Here is a 13,693-nt window from a genome sequence, read left to right as displayed (position 1 = left end):
AGTGAGGTGCAGGCAAGATGGACCCCTCTTCCCACCACCGCCCCCGCAGAATCGTGTCCTTCGTCGCGGTGGCCGCGGCGACCGCCCTGACCCTCGTCGGCTGCTCCAGCGGCTCCGGCGGAAAGAAGGCCGAGGAGGGCGGCGACGGCGCGTCGGCCGGCAAGGCGAACACGCCCGAGATGACCGTCGCCCTCGTGACCCACCAGGCACCCGGCGACACCTTCTGGGACATCGTCCGCAAGGGCGCCGAGGCCGCCGCCGCGAAGGACAACGTCGATCTCATCTACTCCGCCGACCCGAACGCGGGCAACCAGGCCAACCTGGTGCAGAACGCGATCGACCAGAAGGTCGACGGCATCGCCGTCACCCTCGCCAAGCCGGACGCCCTCAAGAGCGTCCTCGCCAAGGCGGAGAAGGCCGGCATACCCGTCGTCGGCCTCAACTCCGGTCTGAGCGACTGGAAGGACCTCGGCCTGCTGGAGTTCTTCGGCCAGGACGAGTCCGTGGCCGGCGAGGCCTTCGGCAAGAAGCTCAACGAGGTCGGCGCCAAGAACACCGTCTGTGTCGTCCACGAGCAGGGCAACGTCGGCCTGACCCAGCGCTGCGACGGTCTGAAGGAGACCTTCGAGGGCGAGACCCAGATCCTCAACGTCAACGGCACCGACATGCCGTCGGTGAAGTCGACGATCACCGCCAAGCTCAAGCAGGACTCCTCCATCGACTACGTCGCCACCCTCGGCGCCCCCTTCGCGCAGACCGCGGTGCAGTCGGTCGGTGACGCCGGCAGCGAGGCGAAGGTCGCCACCTTCGACCTCAACAAGGACCTGACCAAGGCGATCCAGGCCGGCGACATCGAGTTCGCCGTGGACCAGCAGCCCTACCTCCAGGGCTACCTCGCCGTCGACGGCCTGTGGCTCTACGAGAACAACGGCAACTACAGCGGCGGAGGTGAGCAGCCGGTGCTCACCGGCCCCGCGTTCGTCGACGAGTCCAACGTCGACGCGGTCTCCGAGTACGCCGCGAAGGGCACTCGGTGATGAGTATGACCCGACAGGCTGGGCCGGCGGTGACCCCACCGCCGGCCCTCGGCCCGAAGGAGACCGACGGCCGCACCGCGCGGCGCCCGCTGGCACTGCGGCTGCTGGCCAGGCCCGAGGTCGGCGTCTTCCTCGGCGCCCTGGCCGTGCTGGTCTTCTTCCTGATCGCCGCCCCGCCCATGCGGGACGGCAGCTCGATGGCGAACATCCTGTACCAGTCATCGACCATCGGGATCATGGCCCTGCCGGTGGCGCTGCTGATGATCGGTGGCGAGTTCGACCTGTCGGCCGGGGTGGCTGTGGTCACCTCGGCGCTCACCGCGAGCATGCTCGCCTACCAGCTGTCCATGAACGTCTGGGCGGGCGTGATCGTCGCCCTCGCGGTGTCCCTCGCCGTCGGCCTGTTCAACGGCTGGTTCCTGGTCAGGACGGGGCTGCCCAGCTTCCTCGTCACCCTCGGCACCTTCCTGATCCTCCAGGGCGTCAACCTGGCCGTGACCAAGCTGGTCACCGGGAACGTCGCGACCGACGACATCAGCGACATGGACGGCTTCGAGCAGGCCAAGGCCGTCTTCGCCTCGAGTTTCGAGGTCGGCGGTGTCCAGGTGAAGATCACCGTCGTGTGGTGGCTGGTCTTCGCGGTCCTGGCCTCCTGGGTGCTGCTCCGCACCCGGTACGGCAACTGGATCTTCGCGGTCGGCGGCAACAAGGAGAGCGCCCGCGCCGTCGGTGTGCCGGTGACGTTCACCAAGATCTCCCTGTTCATGCTGGTCGGCTTCGGCGCCTGGTTCGTCGGCATGCACCAGCTCTTCTCCTTCAACACCGTCCAGTCCGGCGAGGGAGTGGGACAGGAGCTCATCTACATCGCCGCCGCGGTGATCGGCGGCTGCCTGCTGACCGGTGGCTACGGCAGCGCGATCGGCCCGGTCTTCGGCGCCTTCATGTTCGGCATGGTGCAGCAGGGCATCGTCTACGCCGGCTGGAACCCGGACTGGTTCAAGGCCTTCCTCGGTGTGATGCTCCTCGGCGCCGTCCTCATCAATCTGTGGGTCCAGCGCACGGCGACCCGGAGGTGACCGCAATGACCGACGACACGACCGGCACCCACGGTGCCGTCCTGCAGGACACCGCCCCCGACGGGAGACACCCCCTGGTCGAGCTCCGCGGAGCCGGGAAGTCCTACGGCAACATCCGCGCCCTGCACGGGGTCGACCTGGCCGTCCACCCCGGCCGCGTGACCTGCGTACTCGGTGACAACGGTGCCGGAAAGTCCACCCTCATCAAGATCGTATCCGGGCTGCACCAGCACACCGAGGGCGAGTTCCTCGTCGACGGCACCCCGGTACGGTTCTCCACCCCGCGCGAAGCCCTCGACAAGGGGATCGCCACCGTCTACCAGGACCTCGCCGTCGTCCCGCTGATGCCGGTGTGGCGCAACTTCTTCCTCGGCTCGGAGACGACCAGGGGCCCCTGGCCGGTCCGCCGTCTCGACATCGAGCGGATGAAGAGGACCGCGGACGAGGAACTGCGCAACATGGGCATCGTCCTGGACGACCTGGAACAGCCCATCGGCACCCTCTCCGGCGGCCAGCGCCAGTGCGTGGCCATCGCCCGCGCAGTCTACTTCGGTGCCCGCGTCCTCATCCTGGACGAGCCCACCGCCGCGCTCGGCGTCAAGCAGTCCGGTGTGGTGCTGAAGTACATCGCCGCCGCCCGCGACCGCGGCCTCGGCGTCATCTTCATCACCCACAACCCCCACCACGCCTACATGGTCGGCGACCACTTCAGCGTCCTGCGCCTGGGCACCACGGAACTCGCCGCCGCCCGCAGCGAGGTCTCCCTGGAGGAACTGACCAACCACATGGCCGGCGGAACCGAACTCGCCGCACTCAAACACGAACTGGCACAGGTCCGCGGCGTCGACGTCGAGGAGCTCCCCGAGGAGGGAGACCTCCAGGCCCCCGCAGTGGCATCCCCGGAAGGAAAATCCTGACATGGCAGTCGCACTCGACCGCATCAGGGTGGGCTCCGCCCCCGACTCCTGGGGCGTCTGGTTCCCCGACGACCCGCAGCAGGTGCCCTGGCAGCGCTTCCTCGACGAGGTCGCCGAGGCCGGCTACTCCTGGATCGAACTCGGCCCCTACGGCTACCTCCCGACCGACCCGGCCCGTCTGACCGAAGAGGTGAAGAAGCGGGACCTCAAGGTCTCCGCCGGCACCATCTTCTGCGGACTGCACCGCGGCCCCTCCGCGTGGGAGTCCGCCTGGGAGCAGGTCAGCCGGGTCGCCTCGCTCACCCGGGCCATGGACGCCAAGCACCTGGTCGTCATCCCGTCCTTCTGGCGCGACGACAAGACCGCCGAGATCCTGGAGCCCCCGGAGCTCAGCACCGAGCAGTGGGGCCACCTCGCCGAGGGCATGGAGCGCCTCGGCCGCCAGGTGCGGGACACCTACGGGCTCGACATCGTCGTCCACCCGCACGCCGACACCCACATCGACACCGAGGAACACGTCGAGCGCTTCCTCGACTCCACCGACTCCTCCCTGGTCAACCTGTGCCTCGACACCGGGCACTACGCCTACTGCGGCGGCGACAGCGTCAAGCTCATCGAGACCTACGGCGAACGCATCGGCTACCTGCACCTCAAGCAGGTCGACCCGGACGTCCTCGACGACGTGGTCGCGAACGGGATCCCGTTCGGTCCCGCCGTGCAGCGCGGAGTGATGTGTGAACCGCCCGCCGGGGTACCGGAGCTGGGCGCGGTCCTGACCGCCGCCCAGAAGCTGGACGTGGACCTGTTCGCGATCGTCGAGCAGGACATGTACCCCTGCGAGCCGGACAAGCCGCTGCCGATCGCGGTCCGCACCCGCAGGTTCCTCCGCTCCTGCGGAGCCTGAAACCGCCGCCGGACGACCCGGAAGGGAGGCGTGGAGCCATGCACGGCAACCCGCCCCTGGAAATCGCCGTCATCGGCACGGGCCGCATGGGCGCGGACCACGTGCGCCGGATCGACCGGACGATCGGCGGCGCGCGGGTGGCCGCCGTCGCCGACACCGACGCGGAACGGGCCAAGGCGGTGGCCGCCGGCATCGACGGCTGCACCGCACACACGGACCCGGCCGCCGCGATGGCGGCGGCCGGAGTCGACGCGGTGCTCACCGCCTCCCCGGGACCGGCCCACGAGGCCGCCCCGCTCACCGCGTTCGAGCCGGGCCTGCCCGTCCTGTGCGAGAAGCCGCTCACCCCCGACGCGGCCTCCGCGCTGCGCGTCGTCGAAGCCGAACGGGCACTCGGCCACCGCCGGATCCGGGTCGGCTTCATGCGCCGCTACGACGCCGAGTACGCCCGCCTCAAGGCGCTGCTGGAGACAGGGCGGTTGGGCCGCCCCCTGATGCTGCACAACCGGCACCGCGACGTGACCGGTTCACCGTTCTTCACCACCCCCGGGGCGAGGCCGACGGCCCCAGCGCCTGGGACGGCTACGCGGCGGCCGCAGTCTGCGAGGCCGGCGTCCGGGCCCCGGAGGAGGGCGGCCTCGTTGCGGTCGAACTGGCGGAGAGACCGGCGCTGTACCGGTGAGGTGACGTGATGCGTGTGGGGCCGCCTCCTGGAGGGCGGCCCCACACGTTGTTCGCCCCCCGGGGTCCGGGGGCGCGTGCCGCCGCTCAGGCCTGCCCTACTTCCTCGACGGTGACGGGGCGGTGCTCCTGCAGGGACAGGGTGCAGGCGTCGGCGATCCAGCCCGCTTCCAGGGCGTCCGCCACCGTGCACGGGGACGGCCGGGAGCCGGCCGCGACCTCGGTGAACGCGGTGAGCTCGGCGCGGTAGGCGGCGGTGAAGCGGTCCATGAAGAAGTCGTGCGGGGTGTCCGCGGGGAAGGCCACCCCGGGCTCCACCGACCGCAGCGGCAGCTTGTCCTCCAGACCGACCGCGATGGAGTCCGTGAAGCCGTGGATCTCCATGCGGACGTCGTACCCCCGGGCGTTGTGGCGGCTGTTGGAGACCACGGCGATGGTGCCGTCGTCCAGGGTGAGGATCGCACCGGTGGTGTCGGCGTCGCCCGCCTCCTTGATGTAGTCGGCGCCCCGGTTGCCGCCGACCGCGTACACCTCGGTCACCTCGCGGCCGGTCACCCAGCGGATGATGTCGAAGTCGTGCACGGAACAGTCACGGAAGATTCCGCCGGACGCGGCGATGTACGCGGCCGGCGGCGGCGCCGGGTCCAGCGTGGTCGAGCGCACGGTGTGCAGCCTGCCCAGCTCCCCGCTGCGCACGGCCGCCCGCGCGGCGACGAAGCCCGCGTCGAAGCGGCGGTTGTAACCGATCTGGATCGGCACGCCTTGGCCCTCGACCGCCTTCAGTACCTGCACCCCCTCGGCCATCGTGCGGGCCACCGGCTTCTCGCAGAACACGGGGACGCCCGCCTCGACACAGGCGAGGATCAGCCCGGGGTGGGCGTCGGTCGCCGCGGCGATCACCACACCGTCCACGCCGGCGGCGAGCACGGCCTCGGGGGAGTCCGCGACCTCGGCGTCGAAGCGCTCGGCGGCGGCCTTCGCGGCGTCCGCGAACGGGTCGGAGACGACGAGCGACTCGATTGAGTCGAGCCCGGAGAGGGTCTCGGCGTGGAAGGCGCCGATACGGCCGAGACCGAGGATTCCGATGCGCATGGAGGTGGTGCTCCTTGGGTGCGGGGTGCGGGGTGCGGGGTGCGGGGTGCGGGGCGTGGGGCGTGGGTGCGGTCCTGCGTGGGGAGAGGGCGTGGCGTGGCGGGTGCTGTCCCGCCAGCCGGGGCCGCCGAGGACGTTCTGGTCCCAGTCGATCACGGAGCCGGTCACCATGCCGGAGCGGTCGGACAGCAGCAGGACCACGAAGTCGGCGGTCTCGTCCGGCCGGCCCAGTCTGCCCGTCGGCAGCCGGGCGGCGGCCCGCTCGCGCCGGCCGTCGCCGGCACCGTGGAAGGTGCGCTGGGTGGCGTCCTCACCCTCGATGGCGGTCCAGCCGATGTTCGGCCCGTTGATCCGAATCCGGTCCCACCGGTGGGCGTGCGCCGCGTTGCGGGTGAGTCCGACGAGTCCGGCCTTCGCGGCGACGTAGGGCGCCAGGAAAGGCTGCCCGCCGTGCGCCGACGAGGCGATGATGTTGACGATCGTGCCGGGCTCCTCGCGCCGCACCATGTCCGCGACGGCGGCCTGCATGGTGAAGAACGGTGCCTTGAGGTTGACCGCGATGTGCTGGTCGAACAGCTCGGGTGTGGTGTCCAGCAGGGTTCCGCGCGAGGTCAGCCCTGCCGAGTTGACCAGGCAGCCGACCCGGCCGTGCGCCTGTACGGCCTCGGCGACGGAGCCCCTGGCCTGCTCGGCGTCGGCCAGGTCGGCGCGGACGAAGACCGCCCTGCCGCCCGCGGCGGTCAGCTCCGCCACGAGGGCCTCACCGGGCTCGGGCCGCCGCCCGGTGACGGCCACGGCCGCCCCCTCGCGGACCGCGGCCCGCGCGACGGCGGCGCCGACGCCCTGGCTCCCGCCGTCGACGAGGACGACCTTGCCGTCGAGAGGCCCCATGACCGTGTTCCGGTTCCTTTCAGCTCTCACGTCGTCCGGCGTTGGCCCGCAGCGCCTCCCGCAGGGTGCGCACGGTCCAGTTCTCGCGCAGTGCCCGCCGTACGAGGTCCGCCTGCGAGGGCGGGGCCAGGCCGTCGACGGGCGGGTCGTTGTCGAGGTTGGTGGGGAAGGGGTAGCCCTCCGCGCTCGCCGCGATCACGTTCTCCTGCCACTGCTCGCCGGCGCCCTCCGCCCGGCTCTTGAACAGCACCGGGTAGACGGCACCCGTCACGGTCTCGCGGTCCACCGTCTCCATGGCCCGTCCGAACGCCGAGGACACCTGGAGCAGGTTGGCCATGCGCCGGATGTCCGCCGAGCGGTTGGCGCCGGCGGCGTGGAACAGCGCCGGGTTGAAGAAGACCGCGTCGCCCTTGGCGAGCGGCAGCTGCACGTGGTGCTCCTCGAAGTACGCCTGGAACCCGGGGAGCCGCCAGGCGAAATAGCCGGGCCCGTACTTCTGCGAATGCGGCAGGTACAGCGTGGGTCCGGACTCGACGGGCATGTCGCAGTGCGCGACCGCGCCCTGCAGGGTGAGCAAGGGGGAGAGGCGGTGCACGTGCGCCGGGTAGGCGGCGGCGGCCTCGTCGGAGAGGAAGCCGAGGTGGTAGTCGCGGTGCACGGTCTGGGCCGCGCCGCCCGGGTTGACCACGTTCACCTGGGAGGTGACCTGGTAGCCGGGGCCGAGCCAGGCCGTGGACACCAGCGCGATCACGTCGTTGGCGTAGTACTCGGCGAAGGCCTGCGGGTCGTAGAGGGCGGCCTTCTCCAGGGCGTTCCACACCCGGTCGTTGGCGCCCGGCTTGGCGAAGTGGTCGCCGGCGGTGGCGCCCGTGGCGCGCTGCTCGGAGATCAGGGCGTCGAACACGGCGGTGGCCCGGTCCACGACCGCCGGGTCGGGGAAGGCGCCCCGGACGACCACGACGCCGGGGCCGTCGGCGAGGGCGCGCACCAGCTCGGCCTGGACCTCGCGCCGGTCGGCGAGGGCGAGCCGGTCGGCGTCGTAGAGCAGCACGTTCCGTTCCACGGCGGCGGCGTGTGGGTGGGCGGCGGGGTCCGTGGTCCGCTCGACCACGGCACGGAAGGCGTCCAGGTCGCAGTCCTGCCCGGACAGCCAGGGCCGCCGCTCCGCTGCCTGCGCGGGGGCGGCGGCGGACGGCTGGACCGGGTTGGAGGCGGTGGAGAAGGACATGGTCGTCCTTTCGGGTCACGTTTCGGGTCACGGGGACTCGGCTCTGTCATTCTTGTCAGTACAAAGCCTTCGAACAATCAGCAGTCAGCCATCAAAAACCCCTCAGGAGTCCCAGGAGCCGGTCGTATGGGCCACCCCTTCCCGATCAGGGAAATCGCACGTCAGGCAGGTTTGAGCGAGGCCACGGTCGACCGGGTGCTCAACGGCCGGGGCGGGGTGCGGGACAGCACCGCGCAGGAGGTGCGCCGGGCGATCGCCGACCTGGACCGGCAGCGCACCCAGGTCCGGCTGGTCGGCCGTACGTTCATGGTGGACATCGTCATGCAGTCGCCCGAGCGGTTCTCCACCGCCGTGCGGGCCGCCCTGGAGGCCGAACTGCCCGCACTGCACCCGGCGGTGGTCCGCTCCCGCTTCCACTTCCGCGAGACGGGTCCGGCGGGGGAACTGGTCGCCGCCCTCGACCGGATCGGGCGGCGCGGCACACAGGGGGTGATCCTCAAAGCCCCGGACGTCCCCGAGGTCACCGCCGCCGTCGGCCGGCTCGCGGCGGCGGGCATCCCGGTGGTGACGCTGGTGACCGACCTGCCCGCGAGCGCCCGTGTCGGCTACGTCGGCAGCGACAACCGGGCGGCCGGCGCGACCGCCGCGTATCTCACGGGGCAGTGGCTCGGCAACGGCCCCGGCAATGTGCTCACCAGCCTCTCCAGCGGTTTCTTCCGCAACGAGGAGGAGCGCGAGATGGGCTTCCGCAGCGTCATGCGCGCCCGGTACCCCGAGCACGCCCTCGCGGAGATCGCCGGGGGACAGGGCCTGGACACCACCCAGTACGAGCTCGTCCGGGCGGCGCTGGACCGCGACCCGGACATCCGCGCGGTCTACTCGATCGGCGGCGGCAACATCGCCACCCTGCGGGCCTTCGAGGACGCCGGGCGCGAGTGCGCCGTGTTCGTCGCGCACGACCTCGACCACGACAACACCCGGCTGCTGCGCGAGCACCGCCTGTCCGCCGTGCTCCACCACGATCTGCGCCACGACCTGCGCGAGGCCTGCCACCTCGTGATGCGCGCCCACGGCGCCCTGCCGCCCGCGGGGCCCACCCTCCCCTCCGTGATCCAGGTGGTCACCCCCTACAACATGCCGCCCGGCAGGGTGGCCGGGTGACGGTCCGCGGTGAAGGAGCCGCGGCCCGGGCGTGTGTCCCCGTCCGGCGGGCCGGGGCTGCCTACCGTCGTGCGCATGAGGAAACCGACCCCGGAAGGCGGGCCCGAGCGGCTGGTGACCCTCGCCGACGGCGTGTCCGCCATCGCCGTCACCCTGCTCGTCCCGGACCTCTCCGTGCCTCGGGGACTGAGCCCCGAGGAGTACCACGACGCTCTGCGCGAGCTGGTGCCCAACCCGGGCGCCTATGCGATCAGCATGGTGGTGCCGGCCGGCTTCTGGCGCGAGCACCGCGCGATCTTCCGCACCGTTCGGCAGGTGGACGGACAGGTGATTTCGCTGACCGTGCTCGGCCTGGGCATCGCGGCATTGCTGCCGTTCCCGACCGCGCTGGTCTCGGAGTACGGCGACGAGCACGTCTCGGTGGTCGTCTACTCGGCGGCGGTCGCCGGACTCGGCGGGGTCCATCTCATACTGGCCGTCCTTTTCGCCAGACGCCCCCGGCTGTGCGGCGACGCGGCCCCGGTGCGGGACGAGGAGCTCTCCATCGCCGACCTGGGCTCGACGGTGGCGGTGTTCCTCGTGACCATCCCGCTGGTCCTGGCCGTCGGGCCCGCAGCAGTGTGGCGGTGGCTGGTGCTGGCGCCGCTCACGGTCTGGCTGGGCCGCCGGGAGAGCGCGGCCCGTTGAACCGTCACGAGGTGGCGTCCACCGCCACCCAGGCCCCGTTCCCGGCCGACCGCACCATCGCATCCAGTACGGCCGCGCTGTGCACGGCGTCGGTGAGCGTGGCGCCGTACTCGGCGCCCTCGGCGACGGAGCGCAGGAAACGGTGCGCCTCGACCACTTTCAGGTCGTCGTAGCCCATGGCGTTCGCCGCGCCGGGCTGGAACGCGCCGAACTCGCCGTCGCCCGGGCCGACGTGGACCGTGCTCACCGGCTGGTCCTGGTAGCCGGTGCCGCGGCTGACGCCGAGTTCGTTCATCCGGCGGAAGTCCCAGAACACGGCGCCCTTGGTGCCGTGCACCTCGAAACCGTAGTTGTTCTGCTCGCCGACCGAGACCCGGCAGGCCTCCAGCACACCGCGCGCGCCGGAGGCGAAGCGCAGCAGGCAGTTGACGTAGTCCTCGTTCTCCACCGGGCCGAGTTCGCCGCCACTGGCACGGGCGTGGCCGGCCGTGGCGCCGGCCGGGCGGGCCCGCTCGGGCAGGAAGATCGCCGTGTCGGCGGTCAGCGAGGCGATGTCGCCGAGCAGGAAGCGGGCCAGGTCGGCACCGTGCGAGGCCAGGTCGCCGAGCACTCCGCTGCCGCCGCGCTCCCGCTCGTAGCGCCAGGTCAGGGCGGACTCGGGGTGGGCGGCGTAGTCGCTGAACAGGCGGATTCGGACATGGGTGACGGTACCGATGTCGCCGGCGGCGATCAGGGCACGGGCCGTCTCGACGGCGGGCGCGTTGCGGTAGTTGAAGCCCACCGCGCTGCGGACTCCGGCCTTGGCGACGGCGTCCGAGACCGCGCGGGCGTCCCCGGCGGTGAGACCGACCGGCTTCTCGATCCAGATGTGCTTGCCGGCCTCGGCCATCACGACGCCGATCTCACGGTGCAGGAAGTTCGGGGCCGTGATGCTGACCGCCTGCACGCGGGGGTCGGCGGCCACGTCGCGCCAGTCGCGGGTGGTGCGGGCGAACCCGAACTGCGCCGCGGCCTCCTCGGCCCGGCCCGGCACCTCCTCGGCGACCGTGATCAGCTCCGGGCGCAGGGCGAGCTGCGGATAGTGGTGCGGCACGCGCGCGTACGCCTGGGTGTGCACCCGTCCCATCCAGCCGAATCCGATGACGGCGACACCGAGCGTATCCACCATGAGAGCCCTTCCTCGGACCGTTTCGTGACCGGACCGTTCCCTGTTCCGTCCAGTATTGTCCAGACAAACCTTGAGTGTGTACGGGTGAGGGTGTCAAGGAGGGGGCAGGCGGGCGGCACTTGTCTGTAAAGAAGCAAACGAAATTGTTGACCATTCTGCCGGGATGGGGTTGGGGTCACCAGGCGCCCGCTCAGGGGAGAGTGACGATGTCCGACCAAATCCGTCCGAACACCGGCGAGCAGGCCAAGCGGCATGCCGTCGCGCAGTTGCGGCAGGCGATCCTGCGGGGCGAGATGGTGCCGGACCAGCGGCTGGTGGAGAACGAGAACGAGAACGAGCTCGCCGAGCGGTTCGGGGCGACCCGGGCCGGCATCCGGGCCGCGCCCATCGACCTGGAGGCCCAGGGACGGGTCGAGCGGATCCGCACCGCGGCTCACGGTACGGGCGGTGACCGTGGAGGAAGCGGTCGCCATCACCGCATGCCGGACGGTGCTCGAAGGGCTGTGCGCGGCCAAGACCGCCGCCACGGCCGACGACGCGCAACTGGACCGGCTCACCGAACTGGGCACGGCGATGGCCAAGGCCGTGGCCGACGGCGAGCCCCTCGCCCACTCCCGGCTCGACCAGGAACTCCACACCCGCATCCAGGAGTTCTCCGGCCGGCGCACAGCCGTGGCCCTACTGGACCGCCTCAACGGCCAACGGGTGCGCCAGCGTTTCCAGCTGACGCTCAGGCCGGGACGCTCGCAGCACTCCCTGACCGAGCATCTGGCCCTGATCGAGGCGATCAGGGCCAGGGGCCCGGAGGCGGCCGAGGCGGCCGTCCGCGCCCACCTCGCCAGCGTGATCGAGGTGCCGCGCGGCTGACGGCCGGTCATTCGGCACCGCGGGGCGAGCGCCGCACGGGGTCTCTGGGGCATCCCCGTATGCGGTAGGATTGACCTGCGTGATCACGCGGTTCACCCCGCGGACCGCATCGGGACGTGGCGCAGCTTGGTAGCGCACTTGACTGGGGGTCAAGGGGTCGCAGGTTCAAATCCTGTCGTCCCGACTTGCGAAGTAGCAGGTCGGAGGTCATTTCCGGTTGACCGGAAGTGGCCTCTTCGTCGTTCCCGGGAGCCAGACGGGGACCGGACGCTGCGGGGCGGTCACGTGACGCACCTGGACTCGGTCGAGGTGCGTCACCGGGGCGATCCTCAAACGCTCTGACCTGAGCAGACGTTTCCCTTGATGCCACGTCCGTTCGGCAGGGCGCGGCCGCACGCAAGCCGGCGCCCGACCGGGTTCGACGGACCGTTCCCTGCCGAACGGATCGCGCACCCTGCCGTAGGACAGCAGGAGGCACCGAGGCCGATCGTCTCCCCCTCCGCGCCCGCAGGTTGGCCGAGCCGGTCCCGCGGTGGGCCGCTGGGCGGTTGGATGCGATATGTGCTTGATCTTGCTTTATGTGGCCTTTAGTGTTCGCCGGGAGGCAAGCGCTGCGAGGTCCGAGGTCCGTGCCACCGTCCGGAAGTGAGGTGTGGAGCGCGTGCACGCGAGGTGCGGCTGCCGGCCGGTTCCGGGCCGGAAGAGACGTCCCAGAGGGGCGCGAGGGCTGCGGGCGTTCGCCGTAATGCCGTTGCTGGCGTCGGTGCTCGCCGCTTGTGGCAGTGACGAGGGCTCCGGTAACCCCACCCTGAACTGGTACAACTTCCCCGACGACTCCGGCGCGCTCCAGAAGGCGGCCGACCGGTGCGGCCAGGCGTCGGGCGGCCGCTACAGGATCAGCTACCACAAGCTTCCGCGTGCCGCGGACGGCCAGCGCCAGCAGCTCGTCCGCAGGCTCGCCGCGCAGGACGACTCGCTCGACATCCTGGGCCTGGACGTCACGTGGGCGGCGGAGTTCGCCGAGGCGCGCTGGATCCGGGAATGGACGGGGGCGGCGAAGCGGCAGGCCGTCGAGGGCACCCTGCGCGTACCGCTGCAGACCTCGACCTGGAAGGGCAAGCTGTACGCCGTCCCGTACAACACCAACACCCAGATCCTGTGGTACCGCGAGGACCTGGTGCCCACCCCACCCAGGACCTGGGCCGAGATGCTGGACATGGCCGGCGCCCTCGCCCGGCAGGGCAAACCGCACTTCGTGGAGGTCCAGGGCGCCCAGTACGAGGGCCTGACCGTCTGGTTCAACACGCTGATCAACAGCGCGGGCGGCTCCATCCTCGACGCGAGCGCGACCGAGCCATCCCTCGGTCCTCCTGCCGTGCGGGCCGCCGGGATCATGCGTGACCTGGCGAACTCACCGGCCGCGGACCCCTCCCTGCCCAACCAGATGGAGGACCAGAACCGGCTCGCCATGGAGTCGGGGACGGCGGCGTTCGAGCTCAACTACCCGTTCGTCTATCCGTCGATGAAGGCGAACAACCCCGAGCTGTTCAAGAACTTCCGCTGGGCGCCGTACCCTCGGGTCGACGCGAACCGCCCGGCACGTCCCACCATCGGCGGCATCGATCTGGCTGTGAGCGCCTACTCGCGCCGCCCCGGCCTGGCCTTCGAGGCGGCGCTGTGCCTGCGCAACCGGGAGAACCAGCTCACCGCCGCGATCGAGGGCGGTCTGCCGCCCACCCTGCGCGCTCTGTACGACGAGCCCGCGTTCATGAAGGAGTACCCCTTCTCCGGGGAAGTGCTGGCCGCCCTGGAGTCGGCGGGCGTGCGCCCGGTCACTCCGGTCTATCAGAACGTCTCGATCGCGGTCTCCCACACGCTGTCTCCGCCGTCCGGGATCAAACCGGAGAGCTCGGTCGACACCATCGGGGAACAGATCGACGATGCCCTGCGATCCGAGGGTGTGATCCCGTGAACCACCACCTCC

The 13,693-nt window shown here is 71.1% G+C and carries 10 protein-coding genes, 1 tRNA gene and 3 pseudogenes; 10 read left to right on the top strand and 4 right to left on the bottom strand.

Annotated features, from left to right (window positions below; all coding sequences use genetic code 11):
* Positions 1-17 precede the first annotated feature (17 nt).
* From HUV60_RS02560 to HUV60_RS02540, 5 genes and pseudogenes are all read left to right on the top strand, one after another.
* The gene (locus tag HUV60_RS02560) at positions 18-1,037 is read left to right on the top strand and encodes a sugar ABC transporter substrate-binding protein (protein ID WP_257852536.1); all 1,020 of its coding nucleotides are present in this window, start codon (positions 18-20) and stop codon (positions 1,035-1,037) included.
* On the top strand, positions 1,037-2,113 hold the full coding sequence (locus tag HUV60_RS02555; RefSeq protein ID WP_257852537.1) for an ABC transporter permease: 1,077 nt from the start codon (positions 1,037-1,039) through the stop codon (positions 2,111-2,113). The genes HUV60_RS02560 and HUV60_RS02555 overlap by 1 nt, the downstream gene beginning before the upstream one ends.
* Before the next feature lie 5 nt (positions 2,114-2,118).
* Positions 2,119-3,030, top strand: a complete 912-nt coding sequence (locus HUV60_RS02550) for an ATP-binding cassette domain-containing protein (protein ID WP_257852538.1) — start codon at positions 2,119-2,121, stop codon at positions 3,028-3,030.
* A 1-nt stretch (position 3,031) separates the two neighbouring features.
* A complete protein-coding gene (locus HUV60_RS02545) occupies positions 3,032-3,934 on the top strand; it encodes a sugar phosphate isomerase/epimerase family protein (RefSeq protein WP_257852539.1) in 903 nt (300 codons plus the stop codon).
* Between the two features lie 38 nt (positions 3,935-3,972).
* Positions 3,973-4,616, top strand: a pseudogene (locus HUV60_RS02540) (Gfo/Idh/MocA family protein).
* Positions 4,617-4,702: 86 nt separating this feature from the next.
* On the opposite strand, the gene HUV60_RS02535 reads toward HUV60_RS02540, so the two are convergent.
* The 3 genes and pseudogenes from HUV60_RS02535 to HUV60_RS02525 all read right to left on the bottom strand — a co-directional run bounded on the left by HUV60_RS02535 (position 4,703) and on the right by HUV60_RS02525 (position 7,826).
* A complete protein-coding gene (locus tag HUV60_RS02535; protein WP_257853164.1) occupies positions 4,703-5,707 on the bottom strand; it encodes a Gfo/Idh/MocA family protein in 1,005 nt (334 codons plus the stop codon).
* A 123-nt stretch (positions 5,708-5,830) separates the two neighbouring features.
* Positions 5,831-6,598, bottom strand: a pseudogene (locus HUV60_RS02530) (SDR family oxidoreductase); the annotation flags it as partial.
* Positions 6,599-6,617: 19 nt separating this feature from the next.
* On the bottom strand, positions 6,618-7,826 hold the full coding sequence (locus HUV60_RS02525; RefSeq protein WP_257852540.1) for a phytanoyl-CoA dioxygenase family protein: 1,209 nt from the start codon (positions 7,824-7,826) through the stop codon (positions 6,618-6,620).
* A gap of 126 nt (positions 7,827-7,952) precedes the next feature.
* Between HUV60_RS02525 and HUV60_RS02520 the strand changes: the two genes are divergently transcribed.
* Together HUV60_RS02520 and HUV60_RS02515 are read left to right on the top strand one after the other, a co-directional pair.
* Positions 7,953-8,987, top strand: coding sequence for a LacI family DNA-binding transcriptional regulator (locus HUV60_RS02520; RefSeq protein WP_257852541.1), 1,035 nt, complete (start codon positions 7,953-7,955; stop codon positions 8,985-8,987).
* Positions 8,988-9,062: 75 nt separating this feature from the next.
* Complete coding sequence (locus HUV60_RS02515; protein ID WP_257852543.1) at positions 9,063-9,674, top strand: TMEM175 family protein; 612 nt, start codon at positions 9,063-9,065, stop codon at positions 9,672-9,674.
* A 4-nt stretch (positions 9,675-9,678) separates the two neighbouring features.
* On the opposite strand, the gene HUV60_RS02510 is transcribed toward HUV60_RS02515, so the two are convergent.
* Positions 9,679-10,842 carry a Gfo/Idh/MocA family protein gene (locus HUV60_RS02510; RefSeq protein WP_257852544.1) on the bottom strand — a complete coding sequence of 388 codons (1,164 nt, stop codon included), beginning with the start codon at positions 10,840-10,842 and terminating at the stop codon, positions 9,679-9,681.
* A gap of 206 nt (positions 10,843-11,048) precedes the next feature.
* Here HUV60_RS02510 and HUV60_RS02505 point away from each other — a divergent pair.
* The 3 genes and pseudogenes from HUV60_RS02505 (at position 11,049) to HUV60_RS02495 (ending at position 13,681) form a co-directional block, all read left to right on the top strand.
* A pseudogene (locus HUV60_RS02505) lies at positions 11,049-11,709 on the top strand (GntR family transcriptional regulator).
* 110 nt (positions 11,710-11,819) lie between these two features.
* A tRNA-Pro gene (locus HUV60_RS02500) sits at positions 11,820-11,893 on the top strand.
* Positions 11,894-12,454: 561 nt separating this feature from the next.
* A complete protein-coding gene (locus tag HUV60_RS02495; RefSeq protein ID WP_257852545.1) occupies positions 12,455-13,681 on the top strand; it encodes an ABC transporter substrate-binding protein in 1,227 nt (408 codons plus the stop codon).
* Positions 13,682-13,693: the final 12 nt, after the last annotated feature.

It is taken from the genome of Streptomyces sp. KMM 9044 (assembly GCF_024701375.2).
GTDB lineage: Bacteria > Actinomycetota > Actinomycetes > Streptomycetales > Streptomycetaceae > Streptomyces.
The sequence above is the reverse complement of the archived record's forward strand: the minus strand, read 5'-3'. Positions and strand labels throughout refer to the sequence as shown.